The sequence below is a fragment of the Streptomyces sp. SCSIO 75703 genome, assembly GCF_036607905.1.
GTDB lineage: Bacteria > Actinomycetota > Actinomycetes > Streptomycetales > Streptomycetaceae > Streptomyces.
Genome location: NZ_CP144555.1, coordinates 3,418,590 through 3,435,549, shown reverse-complemented (window position 1 = coordinate 3,435,549; position 16,960 = coordinate 3,418,590). Strand labels below are relative to the sequence as shown.

General features: G+C 75.0%; 14 protein-coding genes. 9 read left to right on the top strand and 5 right to left on the bottom strand.

Annotated features, from left to right (window positions below; all coding sequences use genetic code 11):
* Positions 1 to 37 precede the first annotated feature (37 nt).
* From VM636_RS14965 to VM636_RS14950, 4 genes are read left to right on the top strand one after another with little or no spacing between them, the layout of a single operon-like run.
* Positions 38 to 1,018 carry an NTP transferase domain-containing protein gene (locus VM636_RS14965; RefSeq protein WP_199809400.1) on the top strand — a complete coding sequence of 327 codons (981 nt, stop codon included), beginning with the start codon at positions 38 to 40 and terminating at the stop codon, positions 1,016 to 1,018.
* Complete coding sequence (locus tag VM636_RS14960) at positions 1,018 to 2,550, top strand: molybdopterin molybdotransferase MoeA (RefSeq protein ID WP_338484796.1); 1,533 nt, start codon at positions 1,018 to 1,020, stop codon at positions 2,548 to 2,550. The genes VM636_RS14965 and VM636_RS14960 overlap by 1 nt, the downstream gene beginning before the upstream one ends.
* Complete coding sequence (locus tag VM636_RS14955; RefSeq protein WP_030421075.1) at positions 2,547 to 3,644, top strand: potassium channel family protein; 1,098 nt, start codon at positions 2,547 to 2,549, stop codon at positions 3,642 to 3,644. The genes VM636_RS14960 and VM636_RS14955 overlap by 4 nt, the downstream gene beginning before the upstream one ends.
* 60 nt (positions 3,645 to 3,704) lie before the next feature.
* Positions 3,705 to 4,688, top strand: coding sequence for an NAD(P)H-quinone oxidoreductase (locus VM636_RS14950; protein ID WP_053913004.1), 984 nt, complete (start codon positions 3,705 to 3,707; stop codon positions 4,686 to 4,688).
* A 315-nt stretch (positions 4,689 to 5,003) separates the two neighbouring features.
* Here the strand turns inward: VM636_RS14950 and VM636_RS14945 are convergent, their stop codons facing one another.
* Positions 5,004 to 5,480 (bottom strand): hypothetical protein, encoded by a 477-nt coding sequence (locus tag VM636_RS14945; protein ID WP_037858511.1) that lies wholly within the window; start codon positions 5,478 to 5,480, stop codon positions 5,004 to 5,006.
* Between the two features lie 665 nt (positions 5,481 to 6,145).
* Here VM636_RS14945 and VM636_RS14940 point away from each other — a divergent pair.
* Positions 6,146 to 6,685 carry a bacterial proteasome activator family protein gene (locus VM636_RS14940; RefSeq protein WP_030421073.1) on the top strand — a complete coding sequence of 180 codons (540 nt, stop codon included), beginning with the start codon at positions 6,146 to 6,148 and terminating at the stop codon, positions 6,683 to 6,685.
* A 78-nt stretch (positions 6,686 to 6,763) separates the two neighbouring features.
* Here the strand turns inward: VM636_RS14940 and VM636_RS14935 are convergent, their stop codons facing one another.
* Positions 6,764 to 8,392: a protein kinase gene (locus tag VM636_RS14935; protein ID WP_030421072.1), complete on the bottom strand. Its 1,629-nt coding sequence runs from the start codon at positions 8,390 to 8,392 to the stop codon at positions 6,764 to 6,766.
* Positions 8,393 to 8,738: 346 nt separating this feature from the next.
* Between VM636_RS14935 and VM636_RS14930 the strand changes: the two genes are divergently transcribed.
* Complete coding sequence (locus VM636_RS14930) at positions 8,739 to 10,322, top strand: protein kinase (protein WP_030421071.1); 1,584 nt, start codon at positions 8,739 to 8,741, stop codon at positions 10,320 to 10,322.
* Between the two features lie 94 nt (positions 10,323 to 10,416).
* Here the strand turns inward: VM636_RS14930 and VM636_RS14925 are convergent, their stop codons facing one another.
* Together VM636_RS14925 and VM636_RS14920 are read right to left on the bottom strand one after the other, a co-directional pair.
* A complete protein-coding gene (locus tag VM636_RS14925) occupies positions 10,417 to 10,863 on the bottom strand; it encodes a hypothetical protein (protein WP_051821398.1) in 447 nt (148 codons plus the stop codon).
* Between the two features lie 221 nt (positions 10,864 to 11,084).
* Complete coding sequence (locus VM636_RS14920) at positions 11,085 to 11,741, bottom strand: response regulator transcription factor (RefSeq protein WP_030421069.1); 657 nt, start codon at positions 11,739 to 11,741, stop codon at positions 11,085 to 11,087.
* 353 nt (positions 11,742 to 12,094) lie between these two features.
* On the opposite strand from VM636_RS14920, the gene pdhA reads away from it, so the two are divergent.
* Genes pdhA through VM636_RS14905 form a run of 3 tightly spaced genes read left to right on the top strand, consistent with a single transcriptional unit; the run spans position 12,095 to position 15,749 of the window.
* The gene (gene pdhA, locus VM636_RS14915) at positions 12,095 to 13,291 is read left to right on the top strand and encodes a pyruvate dehydrogenase (acetyl-transferring) E1 component subunit alpha (RefSeq protein ID WP_030421068.1); all 1,197 of its coding nucleotides are present in this window, start codon (positions 12,095 to 12,097) and stop codon (positions 13,289 to 13,291) included.
* 1 nt (position 13,292) lies between these two features.
* Complete coding sequence (locus VM636_RS14910) at positions 13,293 to 14,279, top strand: alpha-ketoacid dehydrogenase subunit beta (RefSeq protein ID WP_030421067.1); 987 nt, start codon at positions 13,293 to 13,295, stop codon at positions 14,277 to 14,279.
* 9 nt (positions 14,280 to 14,288) lie between these two features.
* Positions 14,289 to 15,749: a dihydrolipoamide acetyltransferase family protein gene (locus VM636_RS14905; RefSeq protein WP_338484791.1), complete on the top strand. Its 1,461-nt coding sequence runs from the start codon at positions 14,289 to 14,291 to the stop codon at positions 15,747 to 15,749.
* 115 nt (positions 15,750 to 15,864) lie between these two features.
* Here the strand turns inward: VM636_RS14905 and VM636_RS14900 are convergent, their stop codons facing one another.
* On the bottom strand, positions 15,865 to 16,767 hold the full coding sequence (locus VM636_RS14900; protein WP_037858520.1) for a DUF1648 domain-containing protein: 903 nt from the start codon (positions 16,765 to 16,767) through the stop codon (positions 15,865 to 15,867).
* Positions 16,768 to 16,960 lie beyond the last annotated feature (193 nt).

Sequence of the window (16,960 nt, the reverse complement as noted above, 5' to 3'; positions counted from 1 at the left end):
CGTTCCCTGTGATCGCGCGGACACGCATACTCGGGGGGTGACCGCGTACCGACCGCCCGGTGACCCAGGAGCCGGCCCCGCCCCCGCGCCGGGGACGGCGGCCGTCGCGTACGACGCCGTCGTGCTCGCCGGAGGGGCCGCACGGCGGCTGGGCGGCGCCGACAAGCCCGGTCTCCGCGTCGGCGGCCGGGCCCTGCTCGACCGGGTGCTCGCCGCGGCGGCCGGGGCGAACACCACCGTCGTCGTCGCCGACCCCCGGCCCACCGCCCGGCCCGTGGTCTGGGCGCGCGAGGACCCGCCGGGCGGCGGACCGCTCGCCGCGTTCGCCGCCGGACTGCGGCACACCACGGCCGAGCACGTCCTCGTGGTCTCGGCCGACCTGCCCTTCCTCGACGCCGCGGTCGTCGGCCGGCTGCTGGCGGAACTCGCCGCGGGCCCCGCCGACGCCGTGCTGCTCACCGACGCCGAGGGCCGCGACCAGCCCCTCGTCGCCGCCTACCGCGCCGGTGCGGTGCGCCGCGTCCTGGCCGGGCTCTCCGACGAACGGGGCGGCCTGGCCGGGCTCCCCCTGCGCCGGCTCACCGCCGCACTCCACCTCAGCCGCGTCCCCGACGCCGTCGCGTCCTTCGACTGCGACACCTGGGACGACATCGCCACCGCAAGGGCACGTATCAGGGAGCATGGTCACGTGTTGGATGAATGGATCTCCGCAGCCAAGGACGAGCTGGGCATCGACCTCGACGTCGACATCACCCTCCTGCTCGACCTCGCCCGCGACGCCGCGCACGGTGTCGCCCGCCCGGCCGCCCCGCTGACCACCTTCCTCGTCGGCTACGCCGCGGGACGGGCCGCGGGGGGACCGGAGGCCGTCGCCGAGGCCGTCCGCAAGGCCGAGGCACTGGCCCTGCGCTGGGCCGAGGAGGCGGCGGAGCCGGCGCCCCCCGGCCCGGCCACAAACACCGTCCCGCCGGGCGGCGACGGAACCGGGGCGCGTCCCGACAGCCAGCCGGACGTCTGATGACCGCCCCGGGCACGCGGGCCGGCGAGGAAGCGGACGATCTCGGCGCCGAGGAAGCACTCGCCCTGGTGAAGGAGAACCGCCCCCCGCACGACCCGGCGCCCGCGTCCCGCGCACCGCACACCCACGACGGCGCCCCGGCCCGTACGCCGGACCACCGCCACCGGGCCACGCCCTGGCCCGAGGCCCGCGCGACCGCCGAGCGCGCCGCGCGCACCGCCGTCCGCGCGGCCGGCCGGGCACCGCTCACCGTCCCCCTCGACGCCGCCCTCGGCCTCACCCTGGCCACGGCCCTGCCCGCCCTCACGGACCTGCCCTCCTTCGACACCTCCGCGATGGACGGCTGGGCGGTCGCCGGACCGGGCCCGTGGACCGTCCGCGAGGACGGGGTGCTCGCCGGGCACGCGGCGGCCCCGCCCCTCACCGACGGCGAGGCCGTCCGTATCGCCACCGGTGCCCGCGTCCCCCCGGACACCACGGCCGTCCTGCGCACCGAACACGGGCGCGTCGACCACGGGCGCCCGGGGGCGGGCCGCGGAGTGCAGGGCCGCACCGGGCCCGCGGTCACCGACGACGGCCATCCCGGCAGTCGTCCCGACAGCGGTCCCGGCGGCGGCCACGCCGAGCACGGCCGTACCGGACACGAGAGCGCCGCGTCCCGGGGCACCGGCGGTCCCGACCGGCTGCACGCCACCCACGAGGTCGTGCACGGCCAGGACATCCGCCCCCGGGGCCAGGAGTGCCGGGGCGGCGACCAGTTGCTGCCCCTCGGCACCCTGGTGACCCCCGCCGTGCTCGGGCTCGCGGCGGCGGCCGGTTACGACACCCTCGACGTGGTCCCCCGGCCGCGCGTCGACCTCCTCGTCCTCGGCGACGAACTGCTCACCGCCGGACTGCCCCGCGAGGGCCTCATCCGGGACGCCCTCGGCCCGATGCTGCCGCCCTGGATCCGGGCCCTGGGCGGCGAGACGGGCGCCGTCCGCCGGATCGGTGACGACGCCGAGGCCCTGCACCGGGCGATCACGGAATCGACCGCCGACCTGATCGTCACGACCGGCGGCACCGCGGCGGGCCCCGTCGACCACGTCCACCCGGTCCTCGCGCGGATCGGCGCCGACCTGCTGGTGGACGGGGTCAGGGTGCGTCCTGGGCACCCCATGCTGCTGGCCCGGACCGGGGAGGCCCAGCACCTCGTCGGGCTGCCCGGCAACCCCCTCGCCGCCGTATCCGGCCTGCTCACGCTGGCCGAGCCGCTGCTGCGCATTCTCGCCGCCCGGCCCGCCCCCGCGCCCCGCGCGCTGCCGGCCCGGGGCGCGGTGCCGGGCCATCCGTACGACACCCGGCTGGTTCCCGTCGCCCTGCGCGGCGGCGGCGCCGTGCCGCTGCACTACAACGGTCCGGCGATGCTGCGCGGCATGGCCGCGGCCGACGCCCTGGCGGTCGTCCCGCCCGGCGGCGTGCGGCCGGGACAGGAGACCGAGATCCTCGACCTGCCCTGGGCGGCCGGTGGAATCGGAGTGTGTTTCACGTGAAACTTCCGGGCCAGGACGCGATCGCCCGCCAGGCGGACGAACACCTCGTGACCCACCGGGTGAAACTCCCGAGGAAGGCGGTGGAACGGCCGTTCCGCCAGGTCGCCAAGCGGCTCTCGATGGCGGTGCTCGTCCTGATGGTCACCTCGGTGATCGTCTACGCCGACCGGGGCGGCTACCACGACGGCGCGGGCGACTCCGTGGACTTCCTCGACGCCTGCTACTACGCCACCGTCACGCTCTCCACCACCGGATACGGCGACATCACCCCGGTCGGGGACGCCGCCCGGCTGACCAACATCCTCGTCATCACGCCGCTGCGGGTGCTCTTCCTGATCATCCTCGTCGGCACCACGCTGGAAGTCCTCACCGAACGCACCCGGGAGGAATGGCGCCTGAACCGCTGGAGGTCCGCGTTGCGCGACCACACCGTCGTCGTCGGCTTCGGTACGAAGGGACGCTCGGCGCTCCAGACCGTCTGCGCGGCGGGGCTCCGCAAGGAGCAGGTCGTCGTGGTGGACCCGAGCAGCAAGGTGATCGACGCCGCCGCGGCCGACGGCTTCGCCGGGGTGGTCGGCGACGCCACCCGCAGCGATGTGCTGAAGCGCGCCGAGGTCCAGCGGGCCCGGCAGATCATCATCGCCACCCAGCGCGACGACACGGCCGTGCTGGTGACGCTGACCGCCCGGCAGATCAACCGCGGCGCGAAGATCGTGGTCGCGGTCCGCGAGGAGGAGAACGCGCCGCTGCTGAAGCAGTCCGGCGCCGACGCGGTGATCACCAGCGCCAGCGCCGCCGGCCGGCTGCTCGGGCTCTCCGTGCTCAGCCCCGCCGCGGGCATGGTGATAGAGGATCTCATCCACCAGGGCACCGGGCTCGACCTCGTGGAACGCCCCGTCATAAAGGCCGAGGTGGGCCGGAACCCCCGCGAGCTGGACGACCTCGTGGTGAGCGTCCTGCGCGGACACCGGGTGCTCGGCTACGACGATCCGGCCGTCGGCGGACTGGAGCTGACGGACCGCCTGATCACCATTGTCCGGGCCACCCCGGGCCGGCAGGTGACGCCCGACATCCGCCCGCTGCCCCGCGACTGACGCGTTTTCCCTTCCGCCACACCGGTTCCCGGACGGTGGCGGAAGGGTAGCGTCGGCCCCATGCATGCGATCACGATTCCCGAACCCGGAGGCCCCGAGGCGCTGGTGTGGGCCGAGGTCCCCGATCCGGTGCCCGGCGAGGGCGAGGTCCTGGTCGAGGTGGCGGCGAGCGCCGTCAACCGGGCCGACATCATGCAACGCATGGGCTTCTACGACCCGCCGCCCGGCTCCTCCCCCTACCCCGGCCTGGAATGCTCCGGGCGCATCACCGCGATCGGCACCGGTGTCTCCGGCTGGGCGGTCGGCGACGAGGTGTGCGCGCTGCTCGCGGGCGGCGGATACGCCGAGAAGGTCGTCGTCCCGGCCGGACAGCTCCTGCCGGTGCCCGAGGGCGTCGGCCTGACGGAGGCGGCGGCGCTGCCCGAGGTGGTCTGCACGGTCTGGTCCAACGTCTTCATGGTCGCCCACCTGCGCCCCGGGGAGACGCTTCTCGTGCACGGCGGCTCCAGCGGCATCGGCACCATGGCGATCCAGCTCGCCAAGGCCGTCGGCGCGAAGGTCGCCGTCACGGCGGGCACCGCGGCCAAGCTGGAGCGGTGCGCCGCGCTGGGCGCCGACATCCTGATCAACTACCGGGAGCAGGACTTCGTCGCCGAGATCAGGGAGGCCACCGGCGGCGCGGGCGCCGACGTCATCCTCGACAACATGGGCGCCAAGTACCTCGACCGCAATGTGCGGGCCCTCGCCGTGAACGGCCGCCTCGCCATCATCGGCCTCCAGGGCGGCGTGAAGGGCGAGCTGAACATCGGGGCCCTGCTCACCAAGCGCGCCGCCGTCAGCGCGACCTCCCTGCGGGCCCGCCCGCTGGAGGAGAAGGCGGCGATCGTGGCGGCCGTACGGGAGCACGTCTGGCCGCTGATCGCCGGGGGCCACGTGCGGCCGGTGATCGATCGTGAGCTGCCGCTGAGCGCGGCGGCGGACGGGCACCGGGTGCTGGAGGAGAGCGGGCACATCGGCAAGGTGCTGCTGATCGCCGGCGCGTAGCGGCTCCCCCGGGCCACCCGGCCCGGCGCCCGCCCTGGCCACCGGCCCCGCCCCGGCCCTGGCCCCGGCCCCGGCCCCGCCCACCGATCCGCCCCGGCTCAAGCCGCCGCGGCCCCGGCTCGGGAGACCGCCCGGGGCCGGGGTCGCCGCCTGGAGAGCGGGGGCCCGCCCCGGCCTCCAGACCGCGCGGCCGGCCGCGCCACGGAGAGCCGTCCGCGTCCCGGGCACACGCGGACGGCCCCGGTCCGGCCCCACACCGGCATCGACGGCCAGACACCCGCCGGCCGTGTCACCAACCTGTCCGGACAGCAGACCCTAGTGACGGCGCAGGCGGAGGCCGACGAAGGCGAGGGCCAGGCCGAGGCCGACCAGGACCAGTCCGGTGCCGAGCGGCAGCAGCCGCCGGACCGGTGCGCCGGCCGCGGCGGGCGTGCCGGTGTCCACCTCCGTGGCCGACGGGGTCGCGGAGGGCACGTGGAAGGCCGCGGAGGGCGGGACGGGGGTGTCCGGACCGTCGGGGACGCCGCTGCCCCCGGCCTGGGCGTCGCCGTCCTCGACCGCGGCGTCGGCGTCGGCGTCGGCGTTCTCCTCCGGTTCGGGGCGTCCCGGCCGCGGTCGTCCCTCACCGGGCCGGCTGCCCGCCCGGGAGGGCTCGGCCGAGGCGGACGGGGACGCGGCCGGGCCGGAGGGGTCGGTGGACGGGGGCCCGGGGGCGGGCACCGGTCCGTCGTCGGCAGGCGCGGCCGTCTCCGTGCCGCCCCGCCCGGCGTCGTCCCCGCCGTCGCCGCCCACGGCGTTCCCGGGCCCCGGCGGAACGGCCCCGCCGTCCGTCTCCTCCCGGTCTTCCCGGTCCGTGCCGTCGGCGTCCCCGGCCGGAGGGCCCGCCGTCGGTGGGACGGCCCCGCCCGGAGACGGCGCCGCCGAGGCCGGCCCGGCGGCCCTCGCCCCAGCGGTACCGGCCCTCACCCCACCGTCGCCGCCGCCCCCGTTCCCGTACGTCGGCCCGGACCCGGACCCGCCCGCGGACCGCGGCGCCGTCTCGTTCCCGCCCCCGGGCCCCGACCCCACCCCGGCCCCGCCGCCGTCCCCGCGCACCGAAACCCCCGGCCCGGCTCCCGTCCCCGCCTCCGACCGGGCGCCCGTCCCCTCCACCGCCGCTGTCAGCGTCCCCGGACCCGCCGCGTGTGCTCCGGCGGGGACGGGGGCCGTCGCGAGGGTGCCCAGGGTCAGGGCGCCCGCGAGGCCCGACGCGTGCAGGGTGCGGCGCCACGGAGTCATACGGAGACCCCCTCCCGGTCCGGATCGGCTCGGTCGACCCCGGTCCGCCGGCGCGGTCGACGGGACAAGCGTCACATTCCCCGGACCTCGCGGCATTCCGGATGCCGCCGAACGCGAGAACGGCGCCGGACCGGGGGGCGCCACTCGGACAGGAACGCCGGGTGCGCGACAATGGACGCATGGAGATGCCGAGGAACGACAGGTCGCCGGAGAAGCCCCAGATCCTGGTCGTCGGCCAGGACGGAATGGCGCTCAGCGGCGGCGGAGACGGCGGCGAGGACCGGGAGATCCCGGTGACGGAGCAGGTCGAGCAGCCTGCCAAGGTCATGCGGATCGGCAGCATGATCAAGCAGTTGCTCGAGGAGGTGCGGGTCGCGCCGCTGGACGAGGCGAGCCGGGTCCGGCTCAAGGAGATCCACGCCAGTTCCGTCAAGGAACTGGAGGACGGCCTGGCGCCCGAGCTGGTCGAGGAGCTGGAGCGGCTCTCGCTGCCCTTCACGGACGGAGCCACGCCCACCGACGCCGAGTTGCGGATCGCGCAGGCCCAGTTGGTCGGCTGGCTGGAGGGGCTCTTCCACGGCATCCAGACCACGCTGTTCGCCCAGCAGATGGCCGCCCGCGCCCAGCTCGAGCAGATGCGCCGCGCCCTGCCGCCCGGCGCCGGGCACGACGGCGACGAACCCCACCCCGGCGGTCGTACCGGCGGGCCCTACCTCTGAGACACCCCTCACCGCACCACGTGCGCGAAGGGCCCGGCAGCACCGGCTGCCGGGCCCTTCGTCGCGGGCGGGAGGGGGTCAGGAGGCGGGGTTGCCCGTCGAGACCTTGAGCTGGATCTCCGGCATGTCGTCGGGGTCGACGTCCGTGCCCGCCGAGGGGAACTGGTCGCGGACCGAGCCCTCGCCGTAGGTGTTCTCGTCCACGTGGACGATCTTCATCTGCCAGCCCGCGGCCTGGAAGCACTCCTTGACCGAGTCGATGTGCTTGAAGGTGAAGTCGGGCACCTTGACCTTGTCGGGGTCGTTGTACGACTCGTCGGGCTCCGTGCACTTGTCGGAGTCGATCTGCTTGCTCTTGTCCGGGCCCCGGTACCCCTCGGCCTTCGACGCCGAGGCGGACGCGGAGGCGCCGCCCCCGGCCCGGTCGTCCTTGCCGTCGCCCGCGTTGGCGTACATCAGCGCGCCGATCAGACCGCCGGCCACCAGGACGGCCCCCGCGACCATCCCGACGAGCATGCCCTTGCCGCCCCGGCCGCCGCCGCCCTGCGAGGGGGGCCCGACGGCGTAGGGCGGGGGCGTCGGCGTGCCCTGCTGCGGGTAGCCCGTGCCGTGCGGCGTCGGGTAGCCGCCCTGCTGCGGGTAGCCGTAGGACGGGGTCGGTGCCGGGGTGCCGTAGGGGTGCTGCTGCTGGGGGGCGGGCTGGTAGGGCGTCTGGACCGGGCCGGTCGGCGCCGGGGTGCCCTGGTCGACGGGAGGGAACACGGCGGAGCCGACGCCCGCGCCGCTGCCCGTGGCGGCGCCGGGGACGATGCTCGGCGGGGCCGCCTGGACGGAGGCCGCCACCCGCAGGCACTCGGACCGCATCGCCTCGGCGCTGGGGAAGCGTTCGTTGGGGTTCTTGCGCAGCGCGCGGCCGATCAGCGCGTCCACGGCCGGCGGCACCGAGCGGTTCACCGAGGAGGGGGCGACCGGCTCCTCCTGCACGTGGGCGTAGGCGATGGCCAGCGGCGAGTCCGCGTCGAAGGGCAGCCGCCCGGTGACGAGCTGGAAGAGCATGATGCCGACCGAGTACAGGTCGGAGCGGGCGTCCACGCCGCGGCCGAGGGCCTGTTCCGGCGAGAGGTACTGCGGGGTGCCGACGACCATGCCGGTCTGCGTCATGGACGTGACGCCGGACTGCATGGCGCGGGCGATGCCGAAGTCCATCACCTTGACCACGCCGCGCTTGGTCACCATCACGTTGCCCGGCTTGATGTCCCGGTGGACCAGGCCCATCTCGTGGCTGATCTCCAGGGCGGCCAGCACGTCGGCGGTGACCTCAAGGGCCTGGTCGACGGGCATGGCGCCCTGGCGCCGGACGTCCTCGTCGAGCACGGAGCCGAGCGGGCGGCCCTCCACGTACTCCATGACGATGTACGGCGTGGTGAGACCGTCGACGTCGTCCTCGCCGGTGTCGAAGACGGAGACGATGTTGGTGTGGGTGAGCTTCGCCACGGCCTGTGCCTCGCGGCGGAAACGCTCGCGGAACGCCTGCTCGCGGCCCAGCTCGGTGTGGAGGGTCTTGACGGCGACCTGCCGGTCCAGTACCGAGTCGTACGCCAGGTGGACCGAGGCCATGCCGCCCTCGCCGAGCAAGTCGCGAAGCTGGTAGCGGCCGCCGGCGAGCGCGCGCCCCGCGTACCGGCCCTGTCCGGCGTCCTGGCTCATGATCCGTGTCCCCCGTCGGCGCTCCGGCGCCGGAGGCAGCGACGCGAGCGCTCGTTGATCGAAAGTGTTATTCCCGGCCAAGTCTGCCCCAGGGCACCGACACGTCAAGCGCGGTGCCCGTTCCGTGACCGTACGCGAAAGAAGCGTCGCGGAAGCGTTACAGCGGGCACACGGCCGGTGCGCGGAATTTGCACGACGGCGCGGGAGCGGGGTTTCATGACCGGTCCGTCTCGTGCCGGTCCTGGCGCCCATCTCGGACCGGAGGCCCCTGCGAAGGCTGTAGCGTGGCCGACGGAGACCGTGACAACACCGCGCGCACCGCGGGCAGAAACGACGGCGAGGACTGATGGCACAGCAGCAGCGCGCCCAGGGCCCGTCCGACCCCGAGGCGACTGGCGGCGGTACGTCTGACGCGCCGGAGGCCTGGGGGAACGGCGGACTGGTCGGCGACGGTCGGTACCGGCTGACCCACAGACTCGGCCGGGGCGGCATGGCCGAGGTGTTCGCCGCCGAGGACGTGCGGCTCGGGCGCACCGTGGCGGTGAAGCTGCTCCGCGCCGACCTCGCGGAGGACCCGACCTCCAAGGCCCGCTTCACGCGCGAGGCGCAGTCCGTGGCCGGTCTCAACCACCATGCCATCGTGGCGGTGTACGACTCCGGCGAGGACATGGTCGGCGGCCAGTCCGTGCCGTACATCGTCATGGAGATCGTGGAGGGGCGCACCATCCGCGACCTCCTCCTCAACGCCGAGGCGCCCGGCCCCGAGCAGGCCCTGATCATCGTCACGGGCGTCCTGGAGGCGCTGGCCTACTCGCACCAGCACGGCATCGTGCACCGCGACATCAAGCCGGCGAACGTGATCATCACGCACAACGGCGCGGTGAAGGTCATGGACTTCGGCATCGCCCGCGCCCTGCACGGGGCGTCGACGACGATGACGCAGACCGGCATGGTCATGGGCACGCCGCAGTACCTCTCCCCGGAGCAGGCGCTCGGCAAGCCCGTCGACCGCCGCTCCGACCTGTACGCCACCGGTTGCCTGCTCTACGAACTCCTCGCGCTGCGCCCGCCGTTCACCGGCGAGACCCCGCTGTCGGTGGTCTACCAGCACGTCCAGGACATCCCGACGCCGCCCTCCGAGGTCTCCGACGCCTGCCCGCCGGAGCTGGACGGCCTCGTCATGCGCTCGCTGGCGAAGGAGCCGGACGACCGGTTCCAGACCGCCGAGGAGATGCGCGGCCTGATCCAGTACGCGCTCCAGATGCTCTACGACCAGGGCGGTCACACCGGCACCTGGAACACCGGCCCGGTCGACATGCACGACGGCCGGCACACCCCCGCGGGCGGCATGGCGGGCACCACCGCGCTGCCCCACCCGGACATGGGCGCGGGCACCACGCAGATCCCCCAGCCGATCCTGCCCGCCGGCTACGGCGGGGGCGACGACGGCGGCTTCGAGGGCCACGGCAACGCGGGCAGCGGCCGGGGCAAGCTGTGGGTGCTGGCCGTGCTCGCGGTGATCGCCGTGGTCGCGGGCGTCGCCCTGGCGCTGAACAACGGCGGTGGCGGCACGGGCGACAACACCGGCACCACGCAGTCGCCGACCACCTCGCCGAGCGCCCAGGAGGACGAGCCCAGCGCGACGCCGAGCGACGAGGCGACCGAGCACACCACCGACCCCGGCACCGGCCAGGGCGGCACCGGCGGTGGCTACGGCGGCGGCTACACCCCGTCGTACACGCCGTCGTACCCGCAGACGCAGCCCACCACGCAGGAGCCGAGCGACGACGTGCCGGACGACCAGACGCCGCCGACCTCGCCGACGACCGAGCAGCCGGGCGGCGGCCAGACCTCGAACCCGCCGCCGGTCTCCCCGCCGGGTGAGGGCGAGGAGGACCCCGGAGGCATCGAGAACCCCCTCGGCGGCTGACCCGGGCCCGCCGGACCCCTTAAACGACCGCCGCGCGCGTGCGCCCCGACGAGGGCGCACGCGCGCGGCACGTCGGGGGTGCGGTCCCGGGCGCTCAGCGCTCGCCGGGGGCGGTGGTCCGCAGCGCGGAGGCGGACTGCTGTCCCGGGACGCCCTCCGCGGAGTGCACGGTGCCGAAGCGCGGCTCGATGCGCAGGTAGACGGGGTCGTACGGTTCGCCGTCCACCTGGAGCGGGGCCGGGCCGAACCGCTCGATCTCGGCGGCGGTCGGCTCGTGCGGCTCGCAGCGGCCCACCACCTGCACGGCCCACAGCCCCTCGCCCGGCCGGGCCGAGCCGAGGTTGTCCGAGCCGTAGGCGACGACGCTCCCGGCGCAGACCTCGTGGTATCCGCAGCTTCGGGGCATGCGCAGCAGGACGTGGCCGTCGGCCACGATGTGCCGCGCGAAGGCGAGGGTGGGCAGGGCGCGCAGACTGGTGGCCGCCCGGCCGTAGGCGGTGCGGCCCAGCAGGCCGACCGCGAGCTGTTCGTCGGAACGCATGTACTCACTGTGCGTGAGCGGACGCGTCCCGCACAGAGTCGCCCGCCCCCGGTGCGGGGGGACGTAAGTCCCGAATGCGGCGGACCGGGCAGGCGCTCCGCGCCACCGGCCCGGGTCCGTCACCCGTCGCACCGCGCCACCGGCCCGGGTCCGTCACCCGTCGGTCCGCGTCCGCACCGGCACCCACGGCCCCCGCCCGTACGGCCGGCCGGCGCCCCGGGTCAGCGGTGCTCGGCCTGCATCCGGGCGACGAACGCGGCGGCCTGGGAGCGCCGCTGCATCCCCAGCTTGGCCAGCAGACTGGAGACGTAGTTCTTGATGGTCTTCTCGGCGAGGTGCAGGCGCTCGCCGATGGCGCGGTTGGTGAGCCCCTCGCCGATCAGCTCCAGGATGCGCCGCTCCTGCTCGGTGAGGCGGGCCAGCCGGTCGTCGCCGCGCCGCTCGCCCTCCCGCAGCCGTTGCAGCACCCGCGCGGTGGCCGAGGGGTCCAGCAGCGACCGGCCGGCGGCGACGTCCCGTACGGCGGAGAGCAGTTCGGTGCCCCGGATGTCCTTGAGGACGTAGCCGGCCGCCCCGGCCATGATCGCGTCGAAGAGGGCCTCGTCGTCGGAGAAGGAGGTGAGCATGAGGCACCGCACGGACTCGTCGCCGGAGCGGATCTCGCGGCAGACCTCCACCCCGCTGCCGTCCGGCAGCCGGACGTCCAGCACGGCCACGTCGGGCCGGGCAGCGGGGATGCGCGCCAGGGCGTCGGCCGCCGTCCCGGCCTCGCCGACCACCTCGATGTCGGGCTCCCCGGCGAGCAGCTCGTGCACCCCCCGGCGGACCACCTCGTGGTCATCAAGGAGGAATACCCGGATTTGTTCACTTTCGCGCACGAGGTCAGTCAAACACACCAAGTCTTCCCGTGCCCGGGGTGGCCGGGATAACGTGCCGTTGTTCCGGCCCCCTGCGAGGCTGTTGACCAGCACCTGTTCCGGACTGTGCCGATTTACTTGGAAACCCAAGTAAAAACGCAGGTCAGGCAGGGTTTCACAGAAATGTGGAGCACTGGGTAACGTGCCTTGTGCAGGGCGCTCGCCGGGGCACCTGTCACGCCTGACCCCGTCCGGTCCGCACCCACCCTGTGCGTCGGAGGGGCTCGGGCGAGCCGCTCCCCCGTCTCCTGAACGGAGCCGGGGGAATCCCAGCACCCGGCGAACCCGGGCGCCGGACCGACGGAGGAGCACACGTGACCGTGGAGAGCACTGCCGCGCGCAAGCCGCGACGCAGCGCCGGAGGCAAGGCCAGCACCACCGGCACCAAACGCACCACCCGCACCACCGCGAAGAAGGGCTCCGAGACGCAGCTCGTGCAGTTGCTGACGCCCGAGGGCAAGCGCGTCAAGAACGCCGCCGACGCGGAGTACGCGTCGTACGTCGACGGCATCACCGCCGACGAGCTGCGCGCCCTCTACCGCGACATGGTGCTGACCCGGCGTTTCGACGCCGAGGCCACCTCTCTCCAGCGCCAGGGCGAGCTGGGCCTGTGGGCCTCGCTGCTCGGCCAGGAGGCCGCCCAGATCGGCTCCGGCCGGGCCACCCGCGAGGACGACTACGTCTTCCCCACCTACCGCGAACACGGTGTCGCCTGGTGCCGCGGGGTGGACCCGACCAACCTCCTCGGCATGTTCCGCGGGGTGAACAACGGCGGCTGGGACCCCAACGGCAACAACTTCCACCTCTACACGATCGTCATCGGCTCCCAGGCGCTGCACGCCACCGGCTACGCCATGGGCGTCGCCAAGGACGGCGCCGACTCGGCCGTGATCGCCTACTTCGGCGACGGCGCCTCCAGCCAGGGCGACGTCAGCGAGGCGTTCAACTTCGCCGCGGTCTACAACGCCCCCGTCGTGTTCTTCTGCCAGAACAACCAGTGGGCCATCTCCGAGTCCAACGAGAAGCAGACCCGGGTGCCGCTCTACCAGCGCGCCCAGGGCTTCGGCTTCCCCGGCGTCCGCGTGGACGGCAACGACGTGCTCGCCTCCCTCGCGGTCACCCGCTGGGCGCTGGAGCGGGCCCGGCGCGGCGAGGGCCCGGCGCTCATCGAGGCGTTCACCTACCGCATGGGCGCCCACACCACCTCCGACGACCCCTCCCGCTACCGCCACGACGACGAGCGGGCCGCCTGGGAGGCCAAGGACCCGATCCTGCGCCTGCGCCGCCACCTGGAGGCCGACGGCCACGCGGACGAGGCGTTCTTCGGCGAGCTGGAGGCCGAGAGCGAGACGCTGGGCAGGCGGGTGCGGGAGGCGGTCCGCGCCATGCCGGACCCGGACCGCTTCGCCGTCTTCGAGAACGTGTACGCGGACGGGCACGCGCTCGTCGACGAGGAACGGGCCCAGTTCGCCGCCTACCAGGCGTCGTTCGCGGACTCCGAGGGGGTCTGAGATGTCGCAGACGGTGAAGAACCTGGCACTGGCCAAGGCGATCAACGAGTCGCTGCGCCGCGCGCTGGAGACGGACCCGAAGGTCCTGATCATGGGCGAGGACGTCGGCAAGCTCGGCGGCGTCTTCCGGGTGACGGACGGGCTCCAGAAGGACTTCGGCGAGGACCGCGTCATCGACACGCCGCTGGCCGAGTCCGGCATCGTCGGCACCGCCATCGGCCTGGCCCTGCGCGGCTACCGGCCGGTCGTGGAGATCCAGTTCGACGGCTTCGTGTTCCCTGCCTACGACCAGATCGTCACGCAGCTCGCCAAGATGCACGCCCGCTCGCTGGGCAAGGTCAGGCTGCCGGTCGTCATCCGCATCCCCTACGGCGGCGGCATCGGGGCGGTCGAGCACCACTCCGAGTCCCCCGAGGCGCTGTTCGCCCACGTGGCGGGCCTCAAGGTGGTCTCCCCGTCGAACGCGTCGGACGCCTACTGGATGCTCCAGCAGGCCATCCAGAGCGACGACCCGGTGATCTACTTCGAGCCCAAGCGCCGCTACTGGGACAAGGGCGAGGTCGACACCGAGGCCATCCCCGGCCCGCTGCACACCGCCCGCGTGGTGCGCGAGGGCACCGACCTCACGCTCGCCGCGTACGGCCCGATGGTGAAGCTCTGCCGGGAGGTCGCCGACGCGGCGGCCGAGGAGGGCCGCTCCCTGGAGGTGCTGGACCTGCGCTCGGTCTCGCCGCTCGACTTCGACACCGTCCAGGCGTCGGTCGAGAAGACCGGCCGGCTGGTCGTCGTGCACGAGGCGCCCGTCTTCTTCGGCTCCGGCGCGGAGATCGCCGCCCGGATCACGGAGCGCTGCTTCTACCACCTGGAGGCCCCGGTGCTCCGGGTCGGCGGCTACCACGCCCCGTACCCGCCGGCCCGCCTGGAGGAGGAGTACCTGCCCGACCTGGACCGGGTGCTGGACGCCGTCGACCGCTCGCTGGCGTACTGAGGAGAGGCCGTGACGACGATGACCGACAGCTCGGTACGCGAGTTCAAGATGCCCGACGTGGGCGAGGGGCTGACCGAGGCCGAGATCCTCACGTGGTACGTCAAGCCCGGTGACACGGTCACCGACGGCCAGGTGGTGTGCGAGGTCGAGACGGCCAAGGCCGCCGTCGAACTCCCCATCCCCTACGACGGCGTGGTAAGCGCCCTGCACTTCCCCGAGGGCACCACGGTCGACGTGGGCACCTCGATCATCGCGGTCGCCGTCGGCGGCGGCGCCGCGGCGCCCGCCGCCGCGCAGGGCCCCGCCCCGGCGGGGGAGGCCGCGGCCGGGACCGCGCCGGAGCCGGCCGCCGCGCCGGCCGAGGCCGCCGGGGAGCCGCGCAAGGAGGGCCGCCAGCCCGTCCTGGTCGGCTACGGCGTGGCCACCTCCTCGACCCGCCGCCGCCCCCGCAAGGGCGCCCCGGCCGCCGCGGAGCCGGCCGCCGCGGAGCCGGCCGCCGGGCCCGCCGCGCCGAACGGGCGGGCCCCGGCGAACGGGCGGGCCCCCGCCGCCCCGCAACGCCCGCTGGCCAAGCCGCCGGTGCGCAAGCTGGCGAAGGACCTCGGCGTCGACCTGACGACCGTGGTGCCCTCCGGCCCGGACGGCGTCATCACCCGCGAGGACGTGCACGCCGCGGCGGCGCCCGCCCCCGCTCCCGCGCCGGCCGCCGAACCGGCCCCGGCCGCGCCGGCGGCCGCCGCGTCCCCGGCGGCGGTGTCGTACGACACGGGGCGCGAGACCCGCGTGCCGGTCAAGGGCGTCCGCAAGGCGACGGCCGCGGCGATGGTCGGCTCGGCCTTCACCGCGCCGCACGTCACGGAGTTCGTGACCGTCGACGTGACGCGCACCATGAAGCTGGTCGAGGAGCTGAAGCAGGACCGCGACTTCGAGGGCCTGCGGGTCAACCCGCTGCTCCTGATCTCCAAGGCCCTGCTGGTCGCCATCCGGCGCAACCCGGAGATCAACGCCTCCTGGGACGAGGCGAACCAGGAGATCGTGGTCAAGCACTACGTCAACCTGGGCATCGCCGCGGCCACCCCGCGCGGCCTGATCGTGCCGAACATCAAGGACGCCCACAGCCGGACGCTGCCGCAACTGGCCGCGTCCCTGGGCGAACTGGTGGCGACGGCCCGGGAGGGCAAGACCTCCCCGGCCGCGATGCAGGGCGGCACGGTGACCATCACCAACGTCGGCGTCTTCGGCGTCGACACCGGCACGCCGATCCTCAACCCGGGGGAGTCCGCGATCCTCGCGGTCGGCGCGATCAAGCTCCAGCCGTGGGTGCACAAGGGCAAGGTGAAGCCGCGCCAGGTCACCACCCTGGCGCTCAGCTTCGACCACCGCCTGGTCGACGGGGAGCTGGGTTCCAAGGTCCTCGCCGACGTGGCGGCGATCCTGGAACGCCCCAAGCGCCTGCTCACCTGGGGCTGAGCGCGGGACAGGACACGGAACGCCGGGGCGGCCCAGTCGGGCCGCCCCGGCGTTCCGGTCTCCGCGGCGGACGGCCGGCTCCGGCGCCTGGGCGCCGGCCGGCCCGTGCGGCCGGTCAGCGCGTGCGGCCGGCCAGCGCGTTGAGCAGGGCCGCGCCCCGTTCCGCGTCGTCGACGCTCACCGCGAAGTCCGAACGGCGCCCGCGGGGGCGTACCACCAGGCACTCCCCGGCGCGCAGCATGACCGTCGTGCCCAGGTCGCTGAAGCGGTACCCCCAGCCTCCGGTCTGGGAGGGCGTGCGCCGCTCCGCGCGGGCGGTGACGATGTCGGCCGCGGCCCAGCGCCGCCGGAGCAGGCCGAAGGGCCCGAAGGAGATCTCCAGCCCCCGCTCCGAGACCCGGGCCTGCACCGAGGAGCACAGGCCCCCTGCCAGCGAGGCGACGGCCAGTCCGGCGAACAGCCCCCACAGTCCGCCCGGGTCGGCGAGGCCCCCGGCGAGCGCGGCCAGCGTGGCGACGGCGCCGAGACCGGTGACGGCGGCCAGCAGTTGCAGCCAGGGGTTGGCGGCGCGGGAGAACCACACCATCCGACGGCCCTCGGGGATCTCCAGCGCCGGCGCGCCGCCCCCGCCGCCGTGGGTGTCGCCGTGGCGCCGGGTGACGAGGAGCCAGCCCGCCACCCCGGCGAGCGTCGCGGCGATCAGCACCGCGGCGACCCACCAGCCCGGCATCCTGGCCTGGTGCCAGTCGGCGAGGTCGAGGTTGGACCGCACGACGGCGGCCTGCGCCCCGCCCAGCACGATTCCGGTCGGCAGCAGGACGACCGCCCACAGTCCGGCGGTCCGCCGGGCCGTCAGGATCACCACGGCCGCCGTCGCCAGCCAGATCAGCGCGGGCACGACGGACGCCGCCCACAACGGCATCGACCCGTCCGGGGCGGAGGAGTTCCAGTGGGTCGCCAGGCGTTCGGGCAGCCGCCCGCGCACCAGGAGCGGGGCCCCGGCGAGCACCGCCGTGATCCCGGCCGTCCAGAGCCAGGCGGGCCAGGCCGGCCCGGCCCGGCGCGCGGCGGAGCCGCCCCCGCTGCCCGTGCCCGTCCCGCTGCCGGTGCCGAGCCCGCCCGCGCCGGTGCCGGCGGGCCCGTCCGGGCCGTGGCCGGCCGTCCTCGGCGTGGCCGGTGTCCCGGGTCCGCGCCTCGCGCCCGGCGTCCCG

What these genes read in the sequence shown, in the direction of transcription:
- VM636_RS14960 (WP_338484796.1), top strand. Translation starts at nt 1,018, where the DNA reads ATGACCGCCCCGGGCACGCGGGCCGGCGAGGAAGCGGACGATCTCGGC.
- VM636_RS14950 (WP_053913004.1), top strand. Translation starts at nt 3,705, where the DNA reads ATGCATGCGATCACGATTCCCGAACCCGGAGGCCCCGAGGCGCTGGTG.
- VM636_RS14940 (WP_030421073.1), top strand. Translation starts at nt 6,146, where the DNA reads ATGGAGATGCCGAGGAACGACAGGTCGCCGGAGAAGCCCCAGATCCTG.
- VM636_RS14935 (WP_030421072.1), bottom strand. Translation starts at nt 8,392, where the DNA reads ATGAGCCAGGACGCCGGACAGGGCCGGTACGCGGGGCGCGCGCTCGCC.
- VM636_RS14930 (WP_030421071.1), top strand. Translation starts at nt 8,739, where the DNA reads ATGGCACAGCAGCAGCGCGCCCAGGGCCCGTCCGACCCCGAGGCGACT.
- VM636_RS14925 (WP_051821398.1), bottom strand. Translation starts at nt 10,863, where the DNA reads ATGCGTTCCGACGAACAGCTCGCGGTCGGCCTGCTGGGCCGCACCGCC.
- VM636_RS14910 (WP_030421067.1), top strand. Translation starts at nt 13,293, where the DNA reads ATGTCGCAGACGGTGAAGAACCTGGCACTGGCCAAGGCGATCAACGAG.